The sequence below is a fragment of the Brachymonas sp. KE5 genome (assembly GCF_057773645.1).
This window is the reverse complement of record NZ_CM173463.1, coordinates 982,592-1,003,575: the sequence shown is the minus strand read 5'-3', so window position 1 is coordinate 1,003,575 and position 20,984 is coordinate 982,592. Positions and strand designations below refer to the sequence as shown.

General features: G+C 64.9%; 21 protein-coding genes. 8 read left to right on the top strand and 13 right to left on the bottom strand.

All coding sequences use genetic code 11. From position 1 onward, the window contains the following. The first annotated feature begins 101 nt into the window (after nucleotides 1–101). Both hisC and ACX36O_RS04790 read left to right on the top strand, forming a co-directional pair. Nucleotides 102–1,184, top strand: a complete 1,083-nt coding sequence (hisC, locus tag ACX36O_RS04795; RefSeq protein WP_213360149.1) for a histidinol-phosphate transaminase — start codon at nucleotides 102–104, stop codon at nucleotides 1,182–1,184. Nucleotides 1,185–1,343: 159 nt separating this feature from the next. Beyond that, nucleotides 1,344–1,901: a superoxide dismutase family protein gene (locus tag ACX36O_RS04790; RefSeq protein WP_488360123.1), complete on the top strand. Its 558-nt coding sequence runs from the start codon at nucleotides 1,344–1,346 to the stop codon at nucleotides 1,899–1,901. Between the two features lie 187 nt (nucleotides 1,902–2,088). Here ACX36O_RS04790 and hisD read toward each other — a convergent pair whose 3' ends face one another. The 7 genes from hisD to apbC all read right to left on the bottom strand — a co-directional run bounded on the left by hisD (nucleotide 2,089) and on the right by apbC (nucleotide 8,629). Continuing rightward, on the bottom strand, nucleotides 2,089–3,411 hold the full coding sequence (hisD, locus tag ACX36O_RS04785) for a histidinol dehydrogenase (RefSeq protein ID WP_371686956.1): 1,323 nt from the start codon (nucleotides 3,409–3,411) through the stop codon (nucleotides 2,089–2,091). Nucleotides 3,412–3,415: 4 nt separating this feature from the next. After that, nucleotides 3,416–4,081, bottom strand: coding sequence for an ATP phosphoribosyltransferase (gene hisG, locus ACX36O_RS04780; protein WP_213360144.1), 666 nt, complete (start codon nucleotides 4,079–4,081; stop codon nucleotides 3,416–3,418). Between the two features lie 25 nt (nucleotides 4,082–4,106). Next, on the bottom strand, nucleotides 4,107–5,387 hold the full coding sequence (gene murA, locus ACX36O_RS04775) for a UDP-N-acetylglucosamine 1-carboxyvinyltransferase (RefSeq protein ID WP_488360122.1): 1,281 nt from the start codon (nucleotides 5,385–5,387) through the stop codon (nucleotides 4,107–4,109). Nucleotides 5,388–5,438: 51 nt separating this feature from the next. Next, nucleotides 5,439–5,681 (bottom strand): BolA family protein, encoded by a 243-nt coding sequence (locus tag ACX36O_RS04770; RefSeq protein WP_213360142.1) that lies wholly within the window; start codon nucleotides 5,679–5,681, stop codon nucleotides 5,439–5,441. 27 nt (nucleotides 5,682–5,708) lie between these two features. Beyond that, on the bottom strand, nucleotides 5,709–6,449 hold the full coding sequence (locus tag ACX36O_RS04765) for an ABC transporter permease (protein WP_250131105.1): 741 nt from the start codon (nucleotides 6,447–6,449) through the stop codon (nucleotides 5,709–5,711). A gap of 80 nt (nucleotides 6,450–6,529) precedes the next feature. After that, complete coding sequence (locus tag ACX36O_RS04760) at nucleotides 6,530–7,477, bottom strand: ABC transporter ATP-binding protein (protein WP_213360140.1); 948 nt, start codon at nucleotides 7,475–7,477, stop codon at nucleotides 6,530–6,532. 51 nt (nucleotides 7,478–7,528) lie between these two features. Continuing rightward, nucleotides 7,529–8,629, bottom strand: a complete 1,101-nt coding sequence (gene apbC / locus ACX36O_RS04755; protein ID WP_488360121.1) for an iron-sulfur cluster carrier protein ApbC — start codon at nucleotides 8,627–8,629, stop codon at nucleotides 7,529–7,531. Between the two features lie 276 nt (nucleotides 8,630–8,905). On the opposite strand from apbC, the gene metG reads away from it, so the two are divergent. Together metG and ACX36O_RS04745 are read left to right on the top strand one after the other, a co-directional pair. Further along, nucleotides 8,906–11,062 carry a methionine--tRNA ligase gene (gene metG / locus ACX36O_RS04750; protein WP_488360120.1) on the top strand — a complete coding sequence of 719 codons (2,157 nt, stop codon included), beginning with the start codon at nucleotides 8,906–8,908 and terminating at the stop codon, nucleotides 11,060–11,062. A 51-nt stretch (nucleotides 11,063–11,113) separates the two neighbouring features. Beyond that, entirely contained in the window at nucleotides 11,114–12,847 is a 1,734-nt protein-coding gene (locus tag ACX36O_RS04745; protein ID WP_488360119.1) for a SulP family inorganic anion transporter, read from the top strand. A gap of 6 nt (nucleotides 12,848–12,853) precedes the next feature. On the opposite strand, the gene bamE is transcribed toward ACX36O_RS04745, so the two are convergent. After that, nucleotides 12,854–13,387 carry an outer membrane protein assembly factor BamE domain-containing protein gene (bamE, locus tag ACX36O_RS04740; RefSeq protein WP_213360130.1) on the bottom strand — a complete coding sequence of 178 codons (534 nt, stop codon included), beginning with the start codon at nucleotides 13,385–13,387 and terminating at the stop codon, nucleotides 12,854–12,856. Nucleotides 13,388–13,514: 127 nt separating this feature from the next. On the opposite strand from bamE, the gene ACX36O_RS04735 reads away from it, so the two are divergent. Together ACX36O_RS04735 and ACX36O_RS04730 are read left to right on the top strand one after the other, a co-directional pair. Next, entirely contained in the window at nucleotides 13,515–13,721 is a 207-nt protein-coding gene (locus ACX36O_RS04735; protein ID WP_213360127.1) for a DUF3460 family protein, read from the top strand. A 96-nt stretch (nucleotides 13,722–13,817) separates the two neighbouring features. Next, nucleotides 13,818–14,615, top strand: coding sequence for a segregation and condensation protein A (locus ACX36O_RS04730; RefSeq protein WP_213362645.1), 798 nt, complete (start codon nucleotides 13,818–13,820; stop codon nucleotides 14,613–14,615). 102 nt (nucleotides 14,616–14,717) lie between these two features. Here ACX36O_RS04730 and ACX36O_RS04725 read toward each other — a convergent pair whose 3' ends face one another. From ACX36O_RS04725 to ACX36O_RS04705, 5 genes are all read right to left on the bottom strand, one after another. Further along, nucleotides 14,718–15,851 carry a succinylglutamate desuccinylase/aspartoacylase family protein gene (locus ACX36O_RS04725; RefSeq protein ID WP_213360124.1) on the bottom strand — a complete coding sequence of 378 codons (1,134 nt, stop codon included), beginning with the start codon at nucleotides 15,849–15,851 and terminating at the stop codon, nucleotides 14,718–14,720. Nucleotides 15,852–15,908: 57 nt separating this feature from the next. Beyond that, on the bottom strand, nucleotides 15,909–16,943 hold the full coding sequence (locus ACX36O_RS04720; protein WP_213360120.1) for an NAD(P)H-dependent glycerol-3-phosphate dehydrogenase: 1,035 nt from the start codon (nucleotides 16,941–16,943) through the stop codon (nucleotides 15,909–15,911). 129 nt (nucleotides 16,944–17,072) lie between these two features. After that, nucleotides 17,073–17,537 (bottom strand): protein-export chaperone SecB, encoded by a 465-nt coding sequence (gene secB / locus ACX36O_RS04715; RefSeq protein ID WP_213360117.1) that lies wholly within the window; start codon nucleotides 17,535–17,537, stop codon nucleotides 17,073–17,075. Nucleotides 17,538–17,611: 74 nt separating this feature from the next. Then, complete coding sequence (grxC, locus tag ACX36O_RS04710) at nucleotides 17,612–17,872, bottom strand: glutaredoxin 3 (RefSeq protein ID WP_213360113.1); 261 nt, start codon at nucleotides 17,870–17,872, stop codon at nucleotides 17,612–17,614. A gap of 66 nt (nucleotides 17,873–17,938) precedes the next feature. Continuing rightward, nucleotides 17,939–18,298, bottom strand: a complete 360-nt coding sequence (locus ACX36O_RS04705) for a rhodanese-like domain-containing protein (RefSeq protein WP_371699368.1) — start codon at nucleotides 18,296–18,298, stop codon at nucleotides 17,939–17,941. 180 nt (nucleotides 18,299–18,478) lie between these two features. Between ACX36O_RS04705 and gpmA the strand changes: the two genes are divergently transcribed. Together gpmA and ACX36O_RS04695 are read left to right on the top strand one after the other, a co-directional pair. Continuing rightward, a complete protein-coding gene (gpmA, locus tag ACX36O_RS04700) occupies nucleotides 18,479–19,222 on the top strand; it encodes a 2,3-diphosphoglycerate-dependent phosphoglycerate mutase (protein ID WP_213360108.1) in 744 nt (247 codons plus the stop codon). A gap of 207 nt (nucleotides 19,223–19,429) precedes the next feature. Further along, a complete protein-coding gene (locus ACX36O_RS04695) occupies nucleotides 19,430–20,971 on the top strand; it encodes a S41 family peptidase (RefSeq protein WP_488360118.1) in 1,542 nt (513 codons plus the stop codon). Nucleotides 20,972–20,984: the final 13 nt, after the last annotated feature.

Here is a 20,984-nt window from a genome sequence, read left to right as displayed (position 1 = left end):
GCGAAGCCTCTATTGTCGCATTGCTGCGCAGCCTTATGCATACAGCGCGGGCTCCCTGCTAACATTGCTGTTTTACCGCATTGCAACATCAGGCAGAACCCATGAACCGCTACTGGAGCGCGCTGGTCCACGACCTCGTCCCCTACGTGCCGGGCGAACAGCCCAAGCTCGACAATCTGATCAAGCTCAACACCAACGAGAACCCCTACGGCCCCTCGTTGCGTGCCCTCGAAGCCATCCGCAACGCCACCGGCGACAGCCTGCGCCTGTATCCCGATCCCGAATCGGACGCGCTCAAGGCCGTGCTGGCCCAGCGCTTCGGCGTGGATCCGAAGCAGGTCTTCGTCGGCAACGGCTCCGACGAGGTGCTGGCCCATGCCTTCATGGCCCTGCTCAAGCACGACCGGGCGCTCTGGTTCCCCGACATCACCTACAGCTTCTACCCCACCTACTGCGGGCTGTACGGCATCGAGCACAAGCTGATCCCGCTGGACGACAACTTCGCCGTCCGCGCCGACGACTACCTGCCGCGCGCCGACGAACGTGCCGGCGCCATCATTTTCGCCAACCCCAACGCGCCCACCGGCAGCCCGCTGCCGCTGGGCGAGGTCGAGCGCATCGTCGCCGGCAACCCGGATGCGGTGGTGCTGGTGGATGAGGCCTATGTGGATTTCGGCGGCGAAAGCGCGACGACGCTGGTCAACAAGTACCCGAACCTGCTGGTCGTGCACACCTTTTCCAAGAGCCGCTCGCTGGCCGGCCTGCGCGTGGGTTACGCGATTGGCGATGCCGGCCTGATCGAGGCGCTGGAGCGCGTGAAGAACAGCTTCAACTCCTACCCGCTCGATCGCCTGGCACAGGCCGCCGCCGTGGCTTCGGTGGAGGATGATGCGCACTTCCGCAACAGTTGCGCCAAGGTCGTCGCCACGCGCGAGGCGCTGGTCACGCACCTGCATGCGCTGGGCTTCGAGGTGCTGCCGTCCGCCGCCAACTTCATCTTCGCGCGCCACGCCGTTCGCAGCGGTGCCGAACTGGCCAAGGCGCTGCGCGAGCGCTCCATCATCGTGCGCCATTTCAGCAAGCCGCGCATCGAGAACTTCCTGCGCATTTCCATCGGCACCGATGCGCAATCCGCCGCGCTGGTGCAGGCGCTGGTGGACATCCTCGGCCAGGAAACGGCCTGATTCGGGGGACGGGCGATTATGATAATCCTGTCATGATCGCCTGCTATATTGGCCTGCCATCAGGCCGCCAGCGTGCATCCGGAGGGGTTTTGCTGACCCGGACAGGCAGGGCCCGGGCCTGAAGCCAGTTCCGTCAACACAACCCAAGGGAAACCCAGAATGTCCAAATCCGTGATTGCCCCCGCCCTGTCCCTGCTGCTGGTCGCCGCCCTCGCCGGCTGCGCCTCCAGCACCGCCAGCAAGCCGGCCGCCAAGCCCGCCGAGAAGAAGCCTTCCGGCATCACTGCGCAGCTTGCCCCCACCGAGGCCAACGGCACCGTCAAGGGCGACATCAAGTTCGTCCAGCGCGACGGCAACGTCCTGGTCAGCGGCACCATCAAGGGCCTGCCGCCCAAAACCTGGCATGGCTTCCACGTGCATGAGAACGGCTCCTGTGCCGACAAAGGCAACGCGGCTGGCGGCCACTTCAACCCCACCGGCAAGCCGCATGGCGCGCACGGCGTGGGCGAACACCACGTGGGCGACATGCCCCCGCTGTACGCCGACTCCAATGGTGAAGCCGCCGTCGACATCACCAGCACCAGCCTGGCACTGAGCGGCCCCAACAGCATCATCGGCAAGGCCGTGATCGTGCACGAGAAGGATGACGACGTGACGGCCCAGCCGGCCGGCAACGCCGGTGCGCGCATTGCCTGCGGTATCGTGACCTCCAACTGATAGCCGGAGGCCAACCCGGAACCGGACTGGCCCCCGATTTCCATCCAAAAAGACAATGACCGGCTGGCCGGTCATTGTCTTTTGAGCCTTGGGTTGCTGCTCGCCTTGTACGTTGCGCAACGCATGCCGCAACTTGTTCCGTGCCCCCTGCTGTCCGCGCTCGCTGCATTCTGCATTCAGCCGGCGCTCAATCCTTCAGGCGCATCTCCGCCGCACGCGCGTGACCCTGCAGGCCCTCGCCATGTGCCAGCACGCTGGCAATGCGTCCCAGCTCCTGCGCACCCTGCTCGCTCACCTCGATGATGCTGCTGCGCTTCTGGAAGTCGTACACGCCCAGCGGTGAACTGAAACGGGCCGTGCCGCTGGTCGGCAACACGTGGTTGGGGCCGGCGCAGTAGTCGCCCAGGCTCTCGCTGGTATAGGCGCCCAGGAAAATCGCGCCGGCGTGCTTGAGCAACGGCTCCCAGCGATGCGGCTCGCGGCTGCTCACTTCCAGGTGCTCGGGCGCGATGCGGTTGCTGATCGCGCAGGCTTCTTCCATGTTCGCGGTCTGGATCAGCGCACCGCGGCCATTCAGGCTCCTGGCGATGATCTCGGCGCGCGGCATCTCCGGCAGCAGGCGGTCGATCGCAGCCTGCACTTCGTCGATATAGGCCGCATCCGGACACAGCAGGATGGACTGCGCCAGTTCATCATGCTCGGCCTGGCTGAACAGGTCCATCGCCACCCAGTCGGCCGGCGTGCTGCCGTCGGCCAGCACCAGGATCTCGCTCGGGCCGGCAATCATGTCGATGCCCACGGTACCGAACACGCGGCGCTTGGCACTGGCCACGTAGGCATTGCCGGGGCCGGTCACCTTGTCCACCTTGGGGACGGTCGCCGTGCCATAGGCCAGCGCTGCCACGGCCTGCGCGCCGCCAATGGTGAAGGCGCGCGACACGCCCGCCACATAGGCAGCCGCCAGCACCAGCGCATTGCGCTCGCCGCGCGGCGTCGGAACCACCATGATGATGTCTTCCACGCCCGCCACATGCGCCGGAATGGCGTTCATCAGCACGGAGGACGGATAGGCCGCCTTGCCCCCCGGGACATAGATGCCCACGCGGTCGAGCGGGGTCACTTTCTGGCCTAGCAGCGTGCCGTCGGCATCGCAGTAGGTCCAGCTCTGGCCGCTGGCGCGCTTCTGGGCCTCGTGGTACGTGCGCACACGCGCCGCTGCGGCCTGCAATGCCTGCTTCTGCACGTCCGGCAGGCTGTCGAAAGCGGCTTTGAGTTCGTCCTGCTTCAGCTCCAGCTCGGCCATGCCGGTTGCCTGCAGGCCGTCGAAGCGCGCCGTGTACTCGAGCACGGCGGCGTCGCCACGCTGCTGCACGTCAGCCAGGATATCGGACACGCGCTGCTCGATGGCGGCATCGGTGTCGGCGCTCCAGTGCAGGCGCGCCAGAAAGGCGGCCTCGAAGTCAGGCTGGGAGGTGGACAGGCGAAGGGGTTTGGCTTGCAGGGTGCTCATGCGTTCAGTCTACAACTTCCGGCTTTTTCACGGCCTTGGCAAAGGTATCGATCAGGTGGCGGATCGGCTGCTGCTTGAGCTTGAGCGCGGCCTGGTTCACCACCAGGCGCGAGCTGATCGGCATGATGTGCTCGACTTCCACCAGGTTGTTGGCCTTGAGCGTGCCGCCGGTGCTGACCAGATCGACGATGGCGTCGGCCATGCCGGTCAGCGGCGCCAGCTCCATGCTGCCGTAGAGCTTGATGATGTCCACGTGCACGCCCTTGGCGGCAAAGAACTCGCGCGCGATGTTGACGTACTTGGTCGCCACACGCAGGCGCGCGCCCTGGCGCACCTTGCCGGCGTAGTCGAAGTCGGCCGGCACGGCCACGCTCATGCGGCAGCGCGCGATCTGCAGGTCCAGCGGCTGGTACAGGCTGGTTTCGCCCCACTCGGCGCAGTGCTCGATCAGGGTGTCCTTGCCGACCACGCCGATGTCGGCGCCGCCATATTGAACGTAGGTGGGCACATCGGTGGCGCGCACCAGCACCACGCGCACATCCGGCTTGTTGGTGGGCAGGATCAGCTTGCGCGATTTCTCGGGGTTCTCGAGCACCTCGATTTCGGCCGCCGCCAGCAGCGGCAGGGTTTCGTCAAAGATGCGTCCTTTGGACAGGGCCAGGGTAATCATGGGAAAAATCCGTTGGATGCCGCGCTCAGGCAACGCGCTCGATGTCGGCGCCCAGGGCACGCAGTTTCACTTCCATCTGGTCATAGCCGCGATCCAGGTGATAGATGCGGTCGACGATGGTTTCGCCCTCGGCCACCAGGCCGGCAATCACCAGGCCGGCAGACGCGCGCAGGTCGGTCGCCATCACGGTGGCGCCTGAAAGCTTGTTCACGCCCTCCACCATCGCGTTCTTGCCATCGATCTGGATATTGGCACCCAGGCGTGACAGTTCGCTGACATGCATGAAGCGGTTCTCGAAAATCGTCTCGGTCACCATGCTGCTGCCCTGGCTGACTGCATTGAGCGCCATGAACTGGGCCTGCATGTCGGTCGGAAAACCGGGATATTCGGTGGTGCGGAAACTCTGGGCCTTGAGGTGGTTCCAGGCCGGACCGGCAGCACGCACGCGCAGACCGCCCTCTTCCTTGGTGATATCGGCGCCGGCTTCGCACAGCTTGTCGATCACGGCGTCCAGATGGTCGCCGCGGCCGTTGCGCAGCAGCACATCGCCGCCCGTGGCCGCCACGGCGCACAGAAAGGTGCCGCATTCGATGCGATCCGCCACCACGGCATGCTCGCAGCCGTGCAGCTTCTCCACACCCTCGATCACGATACGGCTGGTGCCGTGGCCCGTGATCTTCGCGCCCATCTTGATCAGCATCTCGGCCAGATCGGGAATCTCAGGCTCCTGCGCTGCATTCTCGAGGATGGTGGTGCCCTCGGCCAGCGTGGCGGCCATCAGGAAGTTCTCGGTGCCGGTCACGGTGATCATGTCGGTGGTGATGCGGGCGCCCTTCAGGCGCGTGCGGCCTTCGGGCAGGCGCGCCACCATGTAGCCATGCTCCACGTCGATGATGGCACCCATGGCCTGCAGGCCCTTGATGTGCTGCTCGACGGGACGCGCGCCGATCGCGCAGCCGCCCGGCAGCGAGACCTTGGCACGTCCGGTGCGCGCGAGCAGAGGGCCGAGCGCCAGCACGGAAGCGCGCATGGTCTTCACCAGTTCGTACGGTGCCTCGGGATTGACGGGATCCCGCGCTTCGAAGGTGATGCCGCCGCGCTCGCCATGCAGTTCGATCGCCACGCCCATGTTCTCGAGCAGCTTGCGCATGGTGCTCACGTCGCGCAGGCGCGGCACATTGGTCAGCTTGACCGGATCGGCCGTCAGCAGCGCAGCACACATTTCGGGCAGCGCCGCGTTCTTGGCACCGGAGATGGCGATTTCGCCGTGCAGGCGCTTGCCGCCGCGGATCAGGAGTTTGTCCATGGTCTGGATCTTCTTTCAGGGAATCTTGTTGCTTGTTCGGAGGATGCGCGCTCAGTCCTGCGCAGCGGCCCACTCGGCCGGCGTGAAGGTCTTCATGGACAGGGCGTGCACCTCGTCCGTCTGCATGCGGTTGCCCAGCGTGGCATACACCAGCTGGTGGCGCTGGATCAGGCGCTTGCCCTCGAAGGCCGGCGACACGATGGTCGCGAACCAGTGGCGGCCATCGCCTTCCATGGTGATATGTTCGCACGGCAGCCCGGCCGTGATGAGGGAGCGCAGTTCGTCGGCAGTCATGAAAATCCTGGAAACAATCGTGAAGTATCAGCTACGCAGCTTGTAGCCGGTCTTGAGCAGGTACAGCACCAGCGCGGAAACCAGCACGAAGCTGCCTCCGGCCACGCCCAGGCTGAGCCAGGGCGAGACATCGCTGACGCCGAAGAAGCCATAGCGGAAGCCGTCGATCATGTAGAAGAACGGGTTGAAATGGCTCAGCGTCTGCCAGATGCCGGGCAGCGAATGGATGGAGTAGAACACGCCGGCGAGAAAGGTCATCGGCATGACGATGAAGTTCTGGAAGGTGGCCATCTGGTCGAACTTGTCGGCCCACAGGCCGGCCAGCATGCCGAGCGCACCCATCAGGCCGGCGCCCAGCAGCGCAAACGCCAGAATCCACAGCGGATAGGCCGCCTGCGGCGGCGCATAGAACAGCGTGATCAGATACACACCCAGCCCCACCAGCAGGCCGCGTGCGATGGCAGCGCCCACATAGGCAATGAACCAGTGGCGCCCCCCCAGCGGCGTCAGCAGCACGAACACCAGGTTGCCCATGATCTTGCTCTGCACCAGGCTGGAGGCGCTGTTGGCGAAGGCGTTCTGCAGCACGCTCATCATCACCAGGCCCGGCGCCAGGAAGGCGACATAGCTGACGCCCGGATAGACCTGCACGCGGTCGCTCAGCACATGGCCGAAGATCATCAGGTACAGCACGGCAGTCAGCACCGGCGCGGCAATGGTCTGGAAGGCCACGCGCCAGAAACGCAGGATTTCCTTGCGCAGCAGCATCTGCCACCCGTCGTTGGCGGCGGGAACGGCCTGCAGACCCTGGAATCCGGGCTGCAGGTTCACGGAAGGGGGAGACTGCGTCATGCCTGTACTCCTCGTGCGTCCACACCCGCCGGGCAGCTCGGCGCGTTCATGAGCGTGATGAACACGTCTTCCAGATCGGCCTTGCGGATTTCCAGCTCTTCCACCGACACACCGGCCTGGCGCAGCGCGGCCAGATGCTGCTCGATCTCCTGCGGATCATGCGCAGGCAGCTCCACCATGCGGCCGGTGATGCGGGCCAGCCCCGCCAGCGCGGGCGGCAGCGGCGCGTCGGTCTTGAAGTGCAGCACGTTGGCCGTGGCATTGGCCAGCAGCGTGCTGGTCTTTTCCAGCGCGATCACCTGCCCTTTCTTGAGCATGGCGATGCGGTGGCACAGGGCCTCGGCCTCTTCCAAATAATGGGTGGTCAGCAGCACGGTATGGCCCTTGCGGTTCAGGTCGGCCACGAAATGCCACAGCGTCTGGCGCAACTCCACGTCCACGCCAGCGGTGGGCTCGTCGAGCACGATGACAGGCGGACGGTGCACCAGCGCCTGCGCCACCAGCACGCGGCGCTTCATGCCGCCGGAAAGCTGGCGCATGTTGGCATTGGCCTTGTCGGCCAGGCCCAGGCCGGCCAGCAGCTCGTCGATCCAGTCGTCGTTGTGACGCAATCCGAAATAGCCGGACTGGAAGCGGAGCGCCTCGCGCACAGTGAAGAAGGGATCGAACACCAGTTCCTGCGGCACGATGCCCAGGTGGCGGCGCGCCTGCACGTACTCTGTGCGCACGTCGAAACCGTGCACCTTGATGGAACCGGAGCTAGCACGCGCCAGCCCGGCCAGGATGGAAATCAGCGTGGTCTTGCCGGCGCCGTTGGGGCCGAGCAGACCGAAGAACTCGCCGTGGCCGATGTCGAAACTGACATGGTCCAGCGCATGCACCGCCGGTGCATTGCCGCGCGGCGGGAAGGTCTTGACGAGGGATTGGATGGAGATGGCAGACATTAACCGTTCATTGTAACTTTTGCGGCCCATGCCTGCACGCAAGCTGACAGATCAGGTTCCGTGCGACACCTTGATCGTGGGGAATTTGTGCGTATAGTCACGCCCCTTCGCCGCGATGCTGGCCGCCACCTTGCGCGCAATCTCGCGATAGGTCTGCGCGGCCTGGCTGTCCGGGTCGGACACCACGGTGGGCGCCCCGCTGTCGGCCTGCTCGCGGATGCGGAGCGACAGCGGCAGCGCGCCCAGATAGGGCAGCCCCTGCGCCTCGGCCAGACGCTTGCCGCCTTCGTGGCCGAAGATGTGCTCCTGGTGCCCGCAGTTGCTGCACACATGCACGGCCATGTTTTCCACCACGCCCAGAATCGGCACGCCGACCTTCTGGAACATGTTGATGCCCTTCTTCACGTCCAGCAGGGCAATGTCCTGCGGCGTGGTCACCATCACGGCGCCCGTCACCGGCACGCGCTGGCTCAGCGAGAGCTGGATGTCTCCGGTGCCGGGCGGCATGTCCACCACCAGATAGTCGAGTTCGTCATCGGGAGCCGTGCCCCAGTGCGTCTGGTGCAGCAACTGGTCCAGCGCCTGCGAGGCCATGGGGCCGCGCCAGATCATGGCCTGGTCGGCGTCGATCAGGAAGCCGATCGACATCACGCGCACGCCGTGGCCAACCATCGGCTCCATCGACTTGCCATCCAGGCTTTCGGGCTTGCCCTGCACGCCCAGCATCATCGGCATGCTGGGGCCATAGATATCTGCGTCCAGCAGGCCGACCTTTGCGCCTTCTGCGGCCAGCGCCAGCGCCAGATTGGCCGAGGTGGTGCTCTTGCCCACGCCGCCCTTGCCGGATGCCACCGCCACCACGTTCTTCACGCCCTTGATCAGCTGGATGCCGGATTGCACCGCATGCGGCACCACTCTGGTCGTGATCTGCACATCGACCTGCTCCACGCCGGGCAGTGCCCGCGCTGCCTGTTGGAGCGCCTCGCGGATCGCCGGATGGCGGCTGGCTGCCGGATAGCCCATCTCGAGCGTGAAAGCGAGACGATTGCCAGTCCAGACCAGATCCTTGATGGACTTGTCATTCACGAGCGGAGCGCCGGTTTCGTCGGTGACAGCGGCCAGGGCCTGGAGGAGTTCTGCGGGAATAGTCATGGAATGTGATCTGTCTAAAAAAACTGGTCTGTGAGGGCGGCCCGACTGCTTGCAATCGGCATCGGTCTGTCCACGCCCGTGTGTGCTGGGTCGCCGCGCACATCGGACAATGCCCGTCAGTGTAGCCAAAGCCGCCACCCTTACGGCGCAAGCGGATTAGATGCCGAACGCCACACCTGCAGCACCGTGTAAGCCCGCTCCCGTAAAATGGGATGTTTGTCTACACTGCCTGCACCTGCTGCGTGCCGGCTTTCTGCCTTTATCATCATCCGCACCATGTCGCGCCAACTGTTCGTCACCACTGCCCTGCCCTATGCCAACGGCACCTTCCACATCGGCCACATCATGGAGTACATCCAGGCCGACATCTGGGTGCGTTTCCAGCGCATGCAGGGCCACGAGGTGAACTTCGTCGGCGCCGACGACGCGCACGGCGCACCCATCATGATCGCCGCCGAAAAGGCCGGCAAGACGCCGCAGCAGTTCGTCGCCGACATCGCCGCCGGCCGCAAGCAGTACCTGGAAGGCTTCCACATCAGCCACGACCACTGGTACAGCACCGACAGCCCGGAAAACACCGAACTTGCGCAATCCATCTACCTCGGCCTGAAGAAAGCCGGCCTGATCGAGAGCCGCACCATCGAGCAGTTCTACGACCCCGACAAGGGCATGTTCCTGCCCGACCGCTTCATCAAGGGCGAGTGCCCCAAGTGCGGCGCCAAGGACCAGTACGGCGACAACTGCGAGAACTGCGGCGCCGTCTACAGCCCTACTGAACTCAAGAATCCCTTCTCCGCCCTGAGCGGCGCCACGCCGGTGCTGCGCAACAGCGAGCACTTCTTCTTCAAGCTGTCCGACCCGCGTGCGGTCGAATTCCTCGAGCAGTGGACGGCCGGCGAGAGCACCCCGGGCGTGCCGCATGTGCAGCCCGAAGTGCTGAACAAGATCAAGGAATGGTTCCAGCCCGCCTCCGACGGCAGCAGTGGCGACCAGCCCCAGCTCGGCGACTGGGACATCTCGCGCGATGCGCCCTATTTCGGCATCGAGATTCCGGATGCCCCGGGCAAATACTTCTACGTCTGGCTCGATGCCCCCATCGGCTACCTCGCCAGCCTGAAGAACCTGCTCAAGCTGCGTGGCCAGGACTACGACGCCTATTTCGCCAACCCGGAGCTGGAGCAGTACCACTTCATCGGCAAGGACATCATCACCTTCCACACGCTGTTCTGGCCCGCCATGCTGCACTTCAGCGGCCGCAAGACGCCCAACGGCATCTTCGTGCACGGCTTCCTGACCGTGAACAACGGCGAGAAAATGAGCAAGAGCCGCGGCACCGGCCTGGATCCGCTCAAGTACCTGAGCCTGAAGATGAACCCCGAGTGGCTGCGCTACTACCTGGCCGCCAAACTCAATGGCCGCAACGAGGACATCGATTTCAACGCCGACGACTTCATGGCGCGCGTCAACAGCGACCTGATCGGCAAGTTCGTCAACATCGCCTCGCGTTCTGCCGGCTTCCTCACCAAGCGCTTCGAGGGCAAGCTGGGCACCCTGGATGCCCAGGGCACCACCCTGCTGGCCGAACTGCAGCAGGCCGGCGACGACATCGCCAAGCTGTACGAAACCCGTGACTACGCCCGCGCCGTGCGCGAGATCATGGCACTGGCCGACAAGGTCAACGTCTATGTCGACCAGCACAAGCCCTGGGAACTGGCCAAGCAGCAAGGCCAGGAGCAGCGCCTGCACGAGGTGTGCACGCTGTGCATCGAGGCCTTCCGCGTGCTGACCATCTACCTCAAGCCCATCCTGCCACGCCTGGCGGCCGAAGTCGCCAACCTGCTGATCGTGCCGCCGGAGAACTTTGCCGACGCGCGCAAGGCGCTGGGCGCCGGCCACCAGATGGACGAATTCAAGCACCTGATGCAGCGCGTGGACGTGAAGCAACTCGACGCCCTGTTCGCCCCGCCGGCCGACGCCGCCCCTGCCAAGGAGCCGGAAAAGAAGGCTGCCAAGAAGCCGCAGGCACTGGCAGCCCCGGTCAACCCCAACGCCCCCGGCGGCGAAGCGCTGGCGCCCACCATTACCATCGACGACTTCGCCAAGGTCGACCTGCGTATCGCCAAGATCCTGGAATGCAAAGCCGTGGAAGGGTCCACCAAGCTGCTGCAGCTCACGCTGGATGCCGGCGAAAAGGACGAAGCCGGCCAGCCGAAGACACGCAACGTGTTCAGCGGCATCGCCAGCATGTACCAGCCCGAGCAGCTGGTCGGCAAGCTCACCGTGCTGGTTGCCAATCTGGCGCCGCGCAAGATGAAGTTCGGCCTGAGCGAAGGCATGGTGCTGGCCGCCAGCCACGCGGACGAAGCAGCACAGCCGGGCATCTACGTGCTGGAGCCCTTCCCGGGTGCCCAGCCCGGCATGCGCATACACTGAACCAGCACAGATCCCTGATGTAGCCGTTCCCCATTCACCGCCGGAGTTCCCATGCAGTTGCCAGATTCCATCCTGATGTTCAAGCCGAGCATCCTGCAATCGATGCGAGGCTACAACCGGGAACGCTTCATCAAGGACGTCACCGCCGGCCTCACGGTCGGGGTGGTGGCACTGCCGCTGGCCATGGCCTTTGCCATCGCCAGCGGGCTGACTCCGCAGACGGGGATTTTCACGGCCATCATCGCCGGCTTCCTGATTGCGCTGTTCGGCGGCAGCAAGGTACAGATCGGCGGGCCGGCAGGCGCCTTCATCGTCATCGTCTACGGCATCGTGGAGCGCTACGGCGTTCCCAGCCTGATCATCGCCACCGCCATGTCCGGCGTGCTGCTGTTCCTGATGGGCCTGTTCCGCATGGGCACGCTGGTACGCTTCATTCCGGTCGCGGTGGTGATCGGCTTCACCAACGGCATCGCGGTGCTGATCGGCCTGTCGCAGCTCAAGGACTTTCTGGGCCTGAGCATTCCGAAGCTGCCTGCCGACTTCTTCGGCATGCTCTCCACCCTGTGGGCCTACCAGTCCACTTTCAACCCCTACGCGCTGGCGGTTTCCGTCGGCTCGCTGCTCACCATCATCGTCTGGCAGCATTTTCTTCCGGCACTCGGCCCCCGCACGCCGCTGGTGCACGGCAAGCTCACCATCATCCCCGGCTCCATCGTGGCCCTGATCCTCGGCAGTATTGCCGTGACTACCCTGAACCTGCCGGTGGAAACCATCGGCAGCCGCTTCGGCGGTATTCCGGCCGAGTTGCCGGCCTTTGCCCTGCCCGAGCTGAACTGGGAAACCGCCCGTTTCCTGTTCATTCCCGCCCTGACGCTGGCCATCCTGGGTGCCATCGAATCATTGCTGTGCGCGCGCGTGGCCGACGGCATGGTGGATGAACGGCACGACCCGAACCAGGAATTGATGGCGCAGGGCACGGCCAACTTCATCACGCCCTTCTTCGGCGGCATGCCGGCCACCGGCACCATTGCCCGCACCGTGACCAACGTCAAGAGCGGAGCCAGCAGCCCGATCGCCGGCATGGTGCACGCGCTGGTGCTGCTGCTGATCGTGCTGGTGGCCGCCCCGCTGGCGGCGCTGGTGCCGCTGCCTACCCTGGCCGCCGTGCTGATGTTCGTGGCCTGGAACATGGGCGAATGGCGCGAATTTGCGCGCCTGCGCAGCTACCGCATGCCCTACCGGCTGACGCTGCTGGCGGTATTCTTCCTCACCGTGGTGTTCGACCTGACCGTGGCGGTGGAGGTGGGTCTGGTCGCCGCCTGCCTGACCTTCATCTACCGCATCTCCAGCCTGTCGCGCTCCGAACCGCTGGTGCCGTCCGCCGCCGTCAGTGGTGCCCCCCAGTGGAACGACAGCGATCTGCGTGTCTGGCGGCTGTATGGCGCCCTGTTCTTCGGCGCCGTCAAGCTCATCGAGGACATCGAGGACCACCTGCCACGGCATGTGGCCATCGTCGATCTGAAGAACGTGATCTACCTGGATTCCTCGGGCGCGGAAGAAATGCAGCATCTGGCGCGCGCCTGCCAGAAGCGCAACATCACGCTGATCCTGTGCGGCGTGATCGAGCAGCCGCTGGACATGGCGCGCCGCGCCCGGCTGCTGGATCATCCCGGCGTCAGGCAGGAACCCGACCTGCGCGCCGCACTGGCTGCCGGCCTGGCCCTGCTGCCGCCCGGTGCAGACAACGGGCCCGCGCCGGCTACCGCCGCCAGCCCGGCGGCCTGAAGACGCTCAGGGCTTGTTGTCGGGGTTGGTCATGTCCTCCGGATCCTCGCGGTGTTCCGTGCGGATCACCGACAGGTCCGGATCGAAGGTCACCTCGAACACGCTGCTGCGGTTGTGCCCCTCGCGGTAACGCCAGGTGTAGACGGTTTCCTTCTTCAGCGGATAGGGCACCACGCGCGCCGGCTTGCCCAGCATGCGGCGCACGTCCTCCATCATCATGCCGGGCTTGACGCGGTCGAAGTTGTCGCGATTGAGCACCTGGCGCAGCGCCACCACCTTGCCATCGGGGCCGATGGTGATCTGGTAGTTGGTCGTGCCCTGCGGCTGGCGGTTGTACTCGAGGATGCGCTCGCCGTTCTGGCCTTCCCAGATGTTTTCCGGCTGGCCCCACTTGGCGTACACCTGCGCCTCGGTCGTCAGGTCTTCTTCGGTCGTTGCCACGCGCTCATTGTCGCAGCCCTGCAGCAGCAGCGCGCTACAGACGGTTGCGAGGGCCGCAGCCCACTGCCAGCGGCGGAAACGTCGGGAAAATGCCTGCATGTGTTCTCCTAAAGCATGGTTAACCGCCTGCTCGCTCCGCGAACTTGGCCGGAACGGGGCAGGAATCGCTAAAATACACGAAATTCGGCCTAACCCGCCCCACTCCCTCCATTTAGAGCGCTGCACCATGTATTTGTTCCGCCGTCCCGATTACCAGTCCGAAACCACCAAGTTCATCAACGAGCTGAAAAAGCAGCGTCCCGAGCTGGATGAGCAGCAGCGTGCCGGTCGTGCCCTGCTGTGGGACAAGGAGCTGGACCGCGACCTGCTGGCCGAATACAAGGCCGGCCGCGTCAAGCAGAAGCCCTACGTGTACCAGACCGACGCCGAATAACGCCTGCCCGGCATCCTGCCGGATGCCGTTGCAGCCCCTCACAGCCACGCCTTGGACACCCCCGACCCCGATCTTGCATCCGCCGCCGACGCGCTGATGCCCGAGGTGGTGGACAACGTGGCGGTTGCCCGTCTCTATGGCGAGCCCCTGTTCAACGTCCCCCAGGACCTGTACATTCCGCCCGACGCGCTGGAAATCTTCCTGGAGGCTTTCGAGGGCCCGCTCGACCTGCTGCTGTACCTGATCCGCAAGCAGAACTTCAACATTCTCGACATTCCCATGGCCGCGCTCACGCGCCAGTACCTGGCCTATGTCGACGAAATCCGCACCCGCAATCTCGAACTGGCCGCCGAATATCTGCTGATGGCAGCCATGCTCATCGAGATCAAGTCGCGCATGCTGCTGCCCCCGCGCAAGTCTGCCGATGGGGAAGAGGTGGAAGATCCACGCGCAGAACTGGTGCGCCGCCTGCAGGAATACGAGCAGATCAAGCTCGCTGCCGCCCAGCTGGCCACGGTGCCGCAGGCCGGCCGCGATTTCTTCCGCGCGCAGGTACATATCGAACAATCGCTGCAGCCGCGCTTTCCGGACGTGGAGCTGTCCGACCTGCAGCAGGCCTGGGCCGACATCCTCAAGCGCGCCAAACTGGTGCAGCACCACCGCATCAGCCGCGAGGAACTCAGCGTGCGCGAACACATGAGCCTGGTACTCAAGACGCTGCAGGGGCGCCGCTTCGTCGAATTCGAGCAGCTGTTCGACCCTGCACGCGGCGTGGCGGTGATGGTGGTGACCTTCATCGCCCTGCTGGAGCTGGCCAAGGAAACGCTCGTAGAGATCACGCAGGCAGAAGCCTTTGCGCCCATCTACGTGCGGCTGGCGTATACGCCGAGCTAGCCTGATTCCCCCTACAGGCCCGCCATTCCAATCAACACCCGATCTGAGTGCGATTGGACTGTGTCTTGCTGCGCAATCCCGTCAAGAAGCAGGCGCCCCCAATCAGGGCGACAGGCTGGCGTTGCCGATATCCTTTGCCCCGGAGATGCTCATCAGCTTGTTCTCGGGATGCACGAAGCGCTGCCCGCTGGTGGCGAACACCACGCCCTCGATCGGGCTGAGCACGGTGCGCTGCTCCTGGCTCACGGGATCCACCACATCGGCCAGCGGCTGGCCGCACTGCACCCAGTCTCCGGCCTGCACGTGGTACACCACGATGCCGGGCATGGGAGCATTCACATACTGCATGCCCTGCAGCGGATGCGGCGCCCGTGCCAGTTCCGGGGCCTTGCGCACTGCATGGTCGGGCAATTGCACATCGCCCAACTGGTGCAGGTATTGCAGCAAGGCATCGGCATCCTGCTGCGCCCAGGCATGGGACAGGTCACGCTCTCCGCGCAATTCCACCGTCGCGCTGTGACAAGCCAGCGGAATGGCCGCCTCCGGCCAGTGGCGTTGCAGCCTGAGCCAGGGAGTGGACAGTGATTCATCGAACGACGCCGACTGCGAATCCTCCGCCAGGATCTGGCATTCCGACCCGAGATGCCGCGCCATCGGCTCGAACGCCTGCCACAGCTGCGGCAAGGTGTAGAGGTGCAGCACGGCGTGGTTGTCGCAATGCAGGTCCAGCACCAGATCGGCATCCACCGCCAGCCCGACCAGAACCGCATGCAGGGCTTCCACGCTGGTCTGCGGCTCGAACGCCGCAATCGCCTGTTGCAGGGCCGAACGGATGGTGCGTACGTTCAATGCGGCATCGTCGCCGGGCTCGAAACCCTGCTCAAGCAGCCGCTCCAGCGCCCAGTCGAACAGGCGGATGCTGCGCAGGCGGTTGTAGTTCTGGCCGGTGGCAAAGTCGAAGCGCCCGATATGCCCGTAGAACAGGTTCTGCCGCAACCCCAGCGGGTTGCACATGGGCACCAGCACGATCTGCGCCTGCACGCGCCCTTGCGCCTCGAGCCGCTCCAGCCGCTCGAACAGGTGGTGCGCCACCAGCGAGCCCGGCAGCTCGTCGGCATGCAGGCTGGCCTGGATGTAGATCTTGCGCGATGACTGCGCCGGGCCGAAATGGAACGCCGTGACGACGGTTTCCGTGCCCGGGATGGCGTGGCGCAGGGGGTAGGTGCGTTTTTCCATGCTGCCTGCATTATCGGCCGGATGGCGCCCCACGCTCAATGTGGCAAACCCGCCCGCTCAGAAATGTTCGCTCTTGGCATTGCGGTCCAGCAGCATGCGCGCCGCATCCGTGGGCGCAATCGCCCCGTCCAGCAGCGCCACCACGCAGCGCGTGATCGGCATGTCTACGCCCAGCGAATCGGCACGCGCCAGCACGGTGCGCGCGCAGTAGACGCCTTCGGCCACATGGCCCAGGCTGTCCACCGCCTGGTCTGCCGTCATGCCTTGCGCCAGCAGCAGGCCGACCTTGCGGTTGCGACTCAGGTCGCCGGTGGCGGTCAGCACCAGGTCGCCCATGCCGCTCAGGCCCATGAAGGTGGCCGCATCGGCCCCGAGGCGCATGCCCAGGCGCGTCATCTCGGCCAGGCCGCGCGTCATCAGCGCGGCGCGGGCATTCAGGCCCGGGGCAAAGGTTTCCGCCCCTTGGGCGGCACGCTGCGACAGGCCGTCCAGCACCCCGGTGGCAATCGCCAGCACGTTCTTCACGGCGCCGCCCACTTCCACGCCAACCAGATCGTCGCTGCGGTACACGCGCATGAAGCCGCCGTGCAGCGCCTGCACGGCGCGCTCGCAGACAAGCGCGTGCGGACTGGCCACCACCAGCGCCGTCGGCTGGCTGCGCGCCACCTCCTGCGCAAAGCTCGGGCCACTGAGCACGCCTGCCAGCAATTCCGGCGCCACCTGCTGTTTGACCTCATGCGGCAGCAGGCCGAAACCTGCCCCCGGTTGCACTGCCTCGAAGCCCTTGCACAGCCAGACCAGCGGCACCGTGGAACCACGCAGCCGTTCCAGTTGCGTACGCAGCCCAGCCACGGGCGCCGCCAGAATCAGCAGATCCTGGTCCGCCACGTCGCTGGCGCTCGCCGTGCCACTCGCCACCGCCAGCTTCTCCGGAAACGGCACCCCCGGCAGATAGCGCGTATTGCAGCGCTCGGCCTGCATGGCCTGGGCATCCTCGGGCTGGCGTGCCCACAGGCTCACCTCGTGCTGTTTCGCTGCGTGGATGGCAACCGCGGTGCCCCAGGCACCCGCTCCCAGAACGGCAATCTTCATCGCGTGTTTCCCAATGCGGCGGGGCCGGCTCTGCAACAGCCTCCCCAGACAAAAACAGAGCGCTCCGGGCGCCCTGTCCAATCCTTGCAGGCAGGACGGCTGCGCGCAGCCGCCGGCTTACGGAGGGGATTACTGCACGGCAGCGCCGTCAGCCGGGCCTTCGGCGGCGGCAGCCTGCAGCTGCTGCTCGTACATGGCCTGGAAGTTGATTTCGGCCAGATGCACGGGCGGGAAGCCGGCGCGCTGCACGATATCTGCCACGTTGCCGCGCAGGTAGGGGTAGATGATCTGCGGGCAGGCCACGCCCATCACGCCGTTCATCTGCTCTTCGGGCAGATTGCGGATCTCGAAGATGCCGGCCTGCTTGGCCTCGACCAGGAATACGGTGCGCTCGCCGATCTTGGTGGTGACGGTGGCGGTCACGGTCACTTCGTACACGCCGTCGGCGGCCTGCTCGCCGCCCAGACCCAGCTGTATCTCGACGTTGGGAGCATCCTGCTCCAGCAGGATGGCGGGAGAGTTGGGCTGCTCCAGCGAGGCTTCCTTCAGGTAGATGCGCTGGATGTTGAAGACGGGTTCTTGGTTGTCTGCCATGGCGTGCTTTCGCGAAATTGAGATGTAAAGGTCAAAGTGCCATTATGCAGCACGCCATGCAGGCTTCATGACAATCAGGCTGCGCCGAGCAGCGACTGCAACTCGCCCTTGCGATCCAGGGCGAACAGGTCATCGCAGCCCCCCACATGCGTGTCGCCGATCCAGATCTGCGGCACCGTGCGGCGGCCGCTGCGCTCCATCATGATCTGGCGCTGTGCCGGATCCTGATCAACCTTGATCTCCTCGTAATCCGGCACGCCGCGCTCCTTCAGGAGCTGCTTGGCGCGGATGCAGTACGGACAATAGGCGGTGGTGTAGATGGTGACTTTTTGCATGGAAAGAAAGTATCGCTGCCGCGGCAAGCGGCAGTGTTTCAGTGTGTCGGCAGGAGCGACAGGCGCTTACGCCTTGCCGCCGCTGACCGGCATGTTCGCACTCTTCCAGCTGCGCATGCCACCGCCGACCGAATAAGCCTGTTCGTAACCCAGCTTCTTGGCGATTGCAGCGGCTCGCGCAGAGCGCGAACCATGGGCGCAGAGGAACAGCACCGGCGTCGACTTGCTCTTCACCGTCTGCGGCAGTTTCTCGCTCAGCTGCGCCAACGGAATGTTCTTGGACTGTGCAATGCGCTCGTTCGCATACTCGCCCGCCTCACGCACATCGACCAGCACCGCCTTCTCGCGGTTCATTTTCTGTACCGCGTCCGCCACGGACATGCCGCCCTGCCCCACGCCCCCGGTAAGCGCCGGAAACAGCAGCATGGCGCCGGAACCGACGGCCACCAGGATCAACAACCAGTTTTGCAACAAAAAATCCACGTGTAACCTCTCTTGCTGCGCCGCACGGCGCCAATGAACATGGCGAGATTTTATAGAATAGAGGATTGCCTGCCGCCAGTCGGTGCGCAATTCCTTCCTACTCTTTCCTGCACTGTGAGAGCCATGTACAAACTCGTCCTCATTCGCCACGGCGAATCCACCTGGAACCTCGAAAACCGCTTCACCGGATGGACCGATGTCGACCTGACGCCCACCGGCGTGTCGCAGGCCATGTCTGCCGGCAAGCTGCTCAAGGCCGAAGGCTGGGATTTCGACCTGTGCTACACCAGCGTGCTCAAGCGCGCCATCCACACCCTGTGGTACACGCTGGACGAAATGGACCGTACCTGGCTGCCCGTGGTCAAGGACTACCGCCTGAACGAGCGCCATTATGGCGGCCTGCAAGGCCTGAACAAATCCGAAACCGCGCAGAAGTACGGTGACGAGCAGGTGCTGGTCTGGCGCCGCAGCTACGACACGCCGCCGCCGCCCCTGACCGCCGACGATCCGCGCAGCGAGCGCGGCGACCGCCGCTACGCTGATCTGGCGCCCGAGCAGATCCCGCTGACCGAGTGTCTGAAGGACACCGTGGCCCGCGTGCTGCCGTTCTGGAACGAATCCATCGCACCCAGCATCCAGTCGGGCAAGCGCGTGCTGATCGCCGCCCACGGCAACTCCATCCGTGCGCTAATCAAGTACCTGGACAATATTTCCGACGAGGACATCGTCGGCGTGAACATCCCCAATGGCATTCCGCTGGTGTACGAACTCGACGCCGACCTCAAGCCGATCCGCCACTACTACCTGGGCGATGCCGCCGCTGCCGAAGCCGCCGCCAAGGCCGTGGCCCAGCAAGGCAAGAAGTAAGCACTGTTGCAGTCTGGTCAAGGGGTTTACGCCCCCTGACAACCGTTACAACCACACGAAAACCCCGCCACGCAGCAGTTGTGGGGTCCGTGTATAGTCCCTTCTGTATCACATAGACTGACGGGGCTCTGGCGCCTGCGATGGCAGGCGATCGCCCGATCAGGCACCACTGGGCCCGCAGGGAGCGGGCCGGGAGAAGGTAATTACATGGGTTCCAAGTTGAAAGCAGCCGGCTGGATGTCGGCAGGCATTCTGGCCGGTGCGCTGGCGACAGTGTCGTTCCAGACGGCCGCACGCAATGCCACTGATCCGCTGCCGCTCGAGGAGCTGCAGCAGCTTGCCGCGGTGTTCGGCATGATCAAGAGCAACTATGTGGAGCCCGTCAACGACAAGAAGCTGATCACCGATGCCATCTCCGGCATGGTGTCCGGCCTGGATCCGCATTCGCAGTACTTTGACAAGAAGGCCTTCAAGGAGTTCAAGGAAGGTACCAGCGGCAAGTTCGTGGGCGTCGGCATCGAGATAACGCAGGAAGACGGCCTGGTCAAGGTCGTCTCTCCCATCGAGGGCTCTCCCGCCGACAAGGCCGGCATCAAGGCCGGCGACCTGATCACGCGCATCGACGACAAGGCCGTGCGCGGCATGTCGCTCAACGACGCCATCAAGCGCATGCGCGGCAAGGCCGATACCAAGGTGGTGCTGACCATCTGGCGCAAGACCGAAAGCCGCACCTTCCCGGTGACCATCACCCGCGCCGAGATCCGCGCCCAGTCCGTGCGCACCAAGATGATCGAACCCGGTTATGGCTGGGTGCGCCTCACGCAGTTCCAGGAGCGCACCGTGCCCGACTTCGTGCGCAAGGTGAACGAACTCTACCAGCAGGATCCCAACCTCAAGGGCATCGTGCTGGATCTGCGCAACGACCCGGGCGGCCTGCTCGACGCTGCCGTGGCCGTCTCTGCCGCCTTCCTGCCGCAGGGCGTGCCGGTGGTCTCCACCAAGGGCCAGCTGGCAGAGAGCAACACCGTGTTCAAGGCCATTCCGCAGGACTATGCCCGCATGCTGGGCAGCGGCGATCCGCTGCGTGAACTGCCGGCCGCGCTCAAAAAAGTGCCGGTGGTGGTACTGGTGAACGAGGGCTCCGCCTCGGCGAGCGAGATCGTGGCCGGCGCGCTGCAGGACCACAAGCGCGCGACCGTGATGGGCTCGCAGACCTTCGGCAAGGGCTCGGTGCAGACGGTGCGTCCGCTCGGCCCCGACACCGGTCTGAAGATCACCACGGCCCGCTACTACACCCCCAGCGGCAAGTCGATCCAAGCCACCGGCATCATTCCCGACGTGATGGTCGATGAAACCGCCGAGGGCAGCCCCTACGCTATCCTGCGCATGCGCGAGGCCGATCTGGACCACCACATCAGCAACGGCCAGAAGGATGACAAGCTCGATCCTGCCAAGGAAAAGGAGCGCACCCAGGCGCGTGAGGAAGCATTGAAGAAGCTCGAGGCGGAAATGAAGAAATCGCCCGACGGCCTGAAGCTGCCGGAGTTCGGCAGCGAGAAGGATTTCCAGCTGCAGCAGGCGCTGAACAAGCTCAAGGGTCTGCCGGTCACGGCCAGCAAGACGCAGACCGTGCGCCCGCCCGAATCCAAGGACAAGGACGACGAAGACAAGCCGGCCGACAGCAAGGACAAGCCGGCCAGCAAGGCTCCGGCTGCCAGGCCGCCGGCCTCGGCCCCGGCGTCACGCTGACGCCCTGCTCCCC

Coding starts and splice junctions, on each gene's coding strand:
- ACX36O_RS04770 (WP_213360142.1), bottom strand. CDS start 5,681: ATGACTGCCGACGAACTGCGCTCCCTCATCACGGCCGGGCTGCCGTGC.
- ACX36O_RS04790 (WP_488360123.1), top strand. CDS start 1,344: ATGTCCAAATCCGTGATTGCCCCCGCCCTGTCCCTGCTGCTGGTCGCC.
- ACX36O_RS04725 (WP_213360124.1), bottom strand. CDS start 15,851: ATGGAAAAACGCACCTACCCCCTGCGCCACGCCATCCCGGGCACGGAA.
- ACX36O_RS04745 (WP_488360119.1), top strand. CDS start 11,114: ATGCAGTTGCCAGATTCCATCCTGATGTTCAAGCCGAGCATCCTGCAA.
- grxC (WP_213360113.1), bottom strand. CDS start 17,872: ATGCAAAAAGTCACCATCTACACCACCGCCTATTGTCCGTACTGCATC.
- ACX36O_RS04730 (WP_213362645.1), top strand. CDS start 13,818: ATGCCCGAGGTGGTGGACAACGTGGCGGTTGCCCGTCTCTATGGCGAG.
- ACX36O_RS04760 (WP_213360140.1), bottom strand. CDS start 7,477: ATGTCTGCCATCTCCATCCAATCCCTCGTCAAGACCTTCCCGCCGCGC.
- apbC (WP_488360121.1), bottom strand. CDS start 8,629: ATGACTATTCCCGCAGAACTCCTCCAGGCCCTGGCCGCTGTCACCGAC.
- secB (WP_213360117.1), bottom strand. CDS start 17,537: ATGGCAGACAACCAAGAACCCGTCTTCAACATCCAGCGCATCTACCTG.
- ACX36O_RS04705 (WP_371699368.1), bottom strand. CDS start 18,298: ATGCTGCTGTTTCCGGCGCTTACCGGGGGCGTGGGGCAGGGCGGCATG.
- ACX36O_RS04765 (WP_250131105.1), bottom strand. CDS start 6,449: ATGCTGCTGCGCAAGGAAATCCTGCGTTTCTGGCGCGTGGCCTTCCAG.
- ACX36O_RS04720 (WP_213360120.1), bottom strand. CDS start 16,943: ATGAAGATTGCCGTTCTGGGAGCGGGTGCCTGGGGCACCGCGGTTGCC.
- ACX36O_RS04735 (WP_213360127.1), top strand. CDS start 13,515: ATGTATTTGTTCCGCCGTCCCGATTACCAGTCCGAAACCACCAAGTTC.
- ACX36O_RS04695 (WP_488360118.1), top strand. CDS start 19,430: ATGGGTTCCAAGTTGAAAGCAGCCGGCTGGATGTCGGCAGGCATTCTG.
- gpmA (WP_213360108.1), top strand. CDS start 18,479: ATGTACAAACTCGTCCTCATTCGCCACGGCGAATCCACCTGGAACCTC.
- bamE (WP_213360130.1), bottom strand. CDS start 13,387: ATGCAGGCATTTTCCCGACGTTTCCGCCGCTGGCAGTGGGCTGCGGCC.
- hisC (WP_213360149.1), top strand. CDS start 102: ATGAACCGCTACTGGAGCGCGCTGGTCCACGACCTCGTCCCCTACGTG.
- hisG (WP_213360144.1), bottom strand. CDS start 4,081: ATGATTACCCTGGCCCTGTCCAAAGGACGCATCTTTGACGAAACCCTG.
- metG (WP_488360120.1), top strand. CDS start 8,906: ATGTCGCGCCAACTGTTCGTCACCACTGCCCTGCCCTATGCCAACGGC.
- murA (WP_488360122.1), bottom strand. CDS start 5,387: ATGGACAAACTCCTGATCCGCGGCGGCAAGCGCCTGCACGGCGAAATC.
- hisD (WP_371686956.1), bottom strand. CDS start 3,411: ATGAGCACCCTGCAAGCCAAACCCCTTCGCCTGTCCACCTCCCAGCCT.